This is a genomic window from Caballeronia sp. (assembly GCF_049581465.1).
Lineage (GTDB): Bacteria > Pseudomonadota > Gammaproteobacteria > Burkholderiales > Burkholderiaceae > Caballeronia.
The window spans coordinates 1-4,624 of the sequence record NZ_JBAUSA010000807.1; the positions used below are offsets into that span (position 1 = coordinate 1).

Sequence of the window (4,624 nt, forward strand, 5' to 3'; positions counted from 1 at the left end):
GCGCTTTACGCACTCGATCATCATGTTGAGCGTCTGGCCGATGATCACGCGAACGCACGACTACTTGTCGAGCTACTCGCGGCCGAACCGCACTTCGTGTTTCAAACACGAGTTCCAGCGTCGAACCTGATCCTGTTCGAACTGCAGGGTCTGTCTATCGATGCGAAGACAGGGAGTCACTCGAGTCGCGGATCGCAAACGGAGCTACCATAGCCAAACCGGATGCAGCAATCCCACGCAACGATCGCGTCTTGACTCGATGGAGCCCGCCATGAGCAACGACTCTCCAGCCACGCCCTACGAGCTGTCATCAGGCGGCAGCCGCTACCACCAGGTGTATCCCACGCTGGACGAAAGACAACTAGCGATACTGGATCGCTACGGCGAGCGACGCAAGCTGAATGCCGACGAGATTCTTTATTCCGAAGGCGAACGGCACATCTCCATGTTTGTCGTTCTCTCCGGAACAGTCGAGGCGATCCGAGCGTCCGTTCTCGGCCCACATGTGCTGGGCAGATATGGCGCCGGTTGTTTCACCGGCGAGGTTGGGACACTCGCCGGTCGGGCCGCATCGGCAACGACACGGGCGGTTTCCGAGTGCGAGGTTATCGTCGTAGATGAGGAGTCACTCCGCGCACTCGTGATTGCTGAAGCGGAGATCAGCGAAACCATCATGCGCGCCTATATCCTGCGCCGCGTCGCTTTTATCCAGGACCAGCACCCGGGCTTGATGGTGATTGGCAGTACAGCCTCCGGCCCTACGCTGCGGCTGCGTCACTTCCTCAGCCGCAATGGTCAGCCTGCGGCCTACTTCGATGTCGTCGAACACACCGAGACAAAAGAACTCCTGAGGCGCTATGGCGCAACGGAAGCCGACATCCCGGTTGTGGTCACGCTGAAAGGCGCCGTTCTCAGGCAACCCACCCACAGGGCCGTTGCAGACGCGATCGGCCTCAGTCCGGACAGGCTGAACGGCGAGCACTTTGACCTCGTTGTGGTCGGCGCGGGTCCGGCCGGGCTCGCTGCCGCGGTGTATGCAGCATCGGAGGGATTGAAGGTGGCGGTTCTGGATGCCAAGGCGCCCGGGGGCCAGGCGGGCACCAGTTCCAAGATCGAAAATTACTTCGGTTTTCCGACTGGCATATCGGGGCAGGCGCTCGCCGGCCGCGGGCTATCCCAATGTCGCAAGTTCGGAGCGGATGTCGGCGTGCCCATCGAGGCACTGAAGATTGATTGTGGGGACACCCAATCGTTTCACATCGGACTGGACTATAACGAGGGCGTTCATGCTCGCGCCGTGGTGATTGCCACCGGTGCGCGTTATCGGAAGCCGGCGCTTCCGCGCCTCGAGCATTTCGAGGGTAGTGGCATCTACTACAGCGCAACATTCATGGAGGTTGCGTTCTGCACCAACGACGAGTTGATTGTGGTTGGCGGCGGGAATTCGGCCGGACAGGCTGCGGTATTCCTCGCGAGATTCGCACGTCATGTCCACGTCGTCGTTCGCGGCGACGGACTCAGTGCGAGCATGTCGGATTATTTGATCAGGCGGATCAACGCGGCAGCCAACATTACGCTTCACACGAGAACACAGATCGTTGAGTTATGCGGCGAGTCAAAACTTGAGGCCATAAGGTGGGACCGTCAGGGGCAGATCGAACACAAGCCCATCCAGCACGTTTTCCTTTTTCTGGGTGCGCAGCCCAATACCCGGTGGCTTGGCGATTGCATCGCCCTGGACAAGGATGGATTTGTGCTGACCGGTGCCAATATCCACGACAAGTGGAAAGCCGATCGGCCACCGCATGATCTCGAGACGAGCCGGCCCGGCATCTTCTCAGCCGGTGACGTGCGTAGTGGCTCAGTCAAGAGAGTGGCGGCTGCCGTGGGCGAGGGCGCAGCCGCCATTCAGGCCGTTCACCAATATCTTGCTCGCCGCGAGTGACGCAGTAATCATGACAACCTCTGTAGAGACCGGCTTCGCGCCATTGCTTGCTGGTAGATGCCTGTGCGGCGCAGTCCATTACGTGGTGAAGGACGAGTTTGCCTATGCGTTGAACTGCCATTGTTCGAAATGCAGGCGAGCAACCGGATCGGCATTCAAGCCATTCGCGGGTATAGAGCGTGATAAGCTAAGCATTACTCACGGTGCTGACAGTCAGATGGTCTTTGGCAATGAGAGTGCTTCGCACGATGTTCATTGCAAGGTATGCGGCAGCCTGCTGTTTTCGGTGGTTCGCGGCGGTGAGTTCGTTCACGTTACGTTGGGAACGCTTGATGACACGCCGAGCATTCGCCCGACCGCCCACATTTTTGTCGGCTCAAAGGCTCGATGGTTTTCTATAACCGACCAATTACCGCAGCATGACGAATTCGGTTAATCCTGGTCGACGATGATCTTTGCGTTCGCACCCGGCTCGACGCGTTCGTGGGCCTTCGCGATTTCCGGCAGGGGAAAGATTTCGACCTGAGGATGTTGCAGCGCCCCTCGTTCCAACAATACTGCGATTCTTTGCTTCTGAACGCGTTTGTAAGAAATTGACGATAGAACGGTCGACAGGCCCGCAGCGCTAAATCGTTGACGATTTGCGATGCGAGCTTGTCGACAGGTACGGTTAGCAGGCTCTCGGACACCTGACCTATCAACTCGCCTCGGTCGTCACTTCCGTCAGGTCTCCCGTTGCGAGACTTAGAACAAAGCCCCGAATTACTATATCCGACGGGATCCACGGATGGGACCGAAGCTTCATCATCTGCTTCCTCGTGGCTTCATTGACGTCGGTATAGAAGTGGAACTTGGCGGGCTCCACTGCCAACACGCCAGTGCGTTCGTGAAGATGCTTCTCGAACGACTCGTCCGTAAACATCTCACTCCCACATCCCGTGTGCCCAACAATCATGATTTCCTTCACGCCCAGGACGTTAATCGAAAACATCAGCGACCGCACAACGTCATCGGTCACGACTGTTCCGACATTGCGAATAACGTCCGCATCGGCGGGTTTGATATCGAAACGTTCTAGTAGCCCGTTCATACGAGGGTCCATGCACGTGATGATCGCAACCGTCGGAGCCGGCTTGTCCGCCAGCCTTGGATCGTGGTGCTTTTTGCTTGCTTGACTTGAAACGATTGCGTGATCGATCAGACTCATTTGGATTCTCCGTCGGTGCGCTTCACGATCGATGTGTTCGATTGCGTGAAAACGCGGTTTGTCGGCACTCGTTGAAAACTGACCACGAAAGGACGCCGAAAGGTTCGCGCTGGGCTATTGAAAACCGTGGCTCCTGTCCGGTAAAAATAGCGCTCGATTTGTCTCCATTAGCATTCCTTTCTAAAACATATCAACCCGCTCCGATGCTTAGGTTGGCTCCTGGTCACCCTTGGCCCTTCCACCGCCGAGCGCGCGAATGAAGTGCTTTTCTGATGATATGCCGCATAACCCACCGCGCCCCAGACCTCTCAGTCGTGATGCATTCGATTGTGCGCGGGTTTCGACGCGAAGACATCATGGCCCGTGGCAATTCAATTGTTCCTTTCACTCAACCATGCGTCAGCCCCAAAGCTCTATAGGGCTCGAAAATCCAGGCCAATTTTTCGTGAACACTTAATGGATATTGAATAGCGCGCGGTTCGACCTGCCATCGGCGCCACGGGAAATGTTTGCTTGGCGCTAACACTGCCAACTTGCAACGGCCGCAATTTGGAGCTAGTGTCTGGCGGCATGGTCCTACCGTGAGGCCTATCCTGAGGTTAGTCGCATCGCTGGTTCGGCATCGGGCGAACGTGTAGTTGGCTGCGGAGGGGAAACATGGCTCGACTGCTATCGGTGAACGTTGGACTTCCACGCGACATAGAGTGGAAGGGCCGCACTGTGCACACCGGGATCTGGAAGACGCCCGTGCAAGGGCGTTGCCGGGCGAGGCGATTGAATCTGGATGGAGACGGACAAGGCGACCTGGCCGGACACGGGGGCGAGCATCGCGCCGTCTTCGTTTACCAGATCGAATCGTATCGGTATTGGCAGGAGCAACTGAATAGGACCGACTTCGTCCACGGGCAATTCGGCGAGAACTTCACCATCGAAGGACTGTCCGACGATATCGCATGCATTGGCGATCGTTATCAGATCGGCAGCGCGTTGTTTGAGGTTACGCAACCTCGCGTAACCTGCTATCGCGTCGGCATTCGGATGAACGAGCCTCGGATGGCGGCATTGCTGACATCGAGTGGACGGCCCGGGTTCTATTTGCGAGTGCTGCAGGAAGGCGAGGTCGGCTCCGGCGACGAAATCGTGAAGGCGGGAGAGGGAAAAGAGCGAATGACCGTCGCAGAGATCAACGCGCTTCTCTATTCTCCCAATCATGCGCGCGACCGACTGGCGCGCGCCTTGCGGATCGAGGCGCTTTCGCCCGGATGGCGCTCGTCGTTTGAGGCGTTACTGCAGAGCCACACGAGCGGTAATGCAGGGCTCGTGCCGGAAGCGGCGGCGCATCCGGCTTCACCGGGGTTTCGACCACTTCGAGTTACAACAATCGATCAGGAGTCTGTGGACGTCCTCTCGATGACGATGCAGAGCTCGAACGGTCAGCTGTTGCCAACGGCGATGCCCGGCCAGTACGTGGT

At 57.6% G+C, this 4,624-nt stretch carries 4 protein-coding genes and 1 pseudogene; 4 read left to right on the forward strand and 1 reads right to left on the reverse strand.

What is annotated here, in order from left to right; translation table 11 throughout:
• The 3 genes and pseudogenes from WCA53_RS19845 to WCA53_RS19855 form a co-directional block, all read left to right on the forward strand.
• Positions 1-213, forward strand: a pseudogene (locus tag WCA53_RS19845) (low specificity L-threonine aldolase); the annotation flags it as partial.
• A 58-nt stretch (positions 214-271) separates the two neighbouring features.
• Complete coding sequence (locus WCA53_RS19850; RefSeq protein ID WP_423914562.1) at positions 272-1,945, forward strand: FAD-dependent oxidoreductase; 1,674 nt, start codon at positions 272-274, stop codon at positions 1,943-1,945.
• 10 nt (positions 1,946-1,955) lie between these two features.
• On the forward strand, positions 1,956-2,381 hold the full coding sequence (locus tag WCA53_RS19855) for a GFA family protein (RefSeq protein ID WP_423914566.1): 426 nt from the start codon (positions 1,956-1,958) through the stop codon (positions 2,379-2,381).
• 261 nt (positions 2,382-2,642) lie between these two features.
• Here WCA53_RS19855 and WCA53_RS19860 read toward each other — a convergent pair whose 3' ends face one another.
• Positions 2,643-3,152 (reverse strand): carbonic anhydrase, encoded by a 510-nt coding sequence (locus WCA53_RS19860; protein WP_423914569.1) that lies wholly within the window; start codon positions 3,150-3,152, stop codon positions 2,643-2,645.
• A 657-nt stretch (positions 3,153-3,809) separates the two neighbouring features.
• Here WCA53_RS19860 and WCA53_RS19865 point away from each other — a divergent pair.
• A partial coding sequence (locus WCA53_RS19865) for an MOSC domain-containing protein (RefSeq protein WP_423914572.1) occupies positions 3,810-4,624 on the forward strand: 815 nt, incomplete at its 3' end.

Coding starts and splice junctions, on each gene's coding strand:
- WCA53_RS19850 (WP_423914562.1), top strand. CDS start 272: ATGAGCAACGACTCTCCAGCCACGCCCTACGAGCTGTCATCAGGCGGC.
- WCA53_RS19855 (WP_423914566.1), top strand. CDS start 1,956: ATGACAACCTCTGTAGAGACCGGCTTCGCGCCATTGCTTGCTGGTAGA.
- WCA53_RS19860 (WP_423914569.1), bottom strand. CDS start 3,152: ATGAGTCTGATCGATCACGCAATCGTTTCAAGTCAAGCAAGCAAAAAG.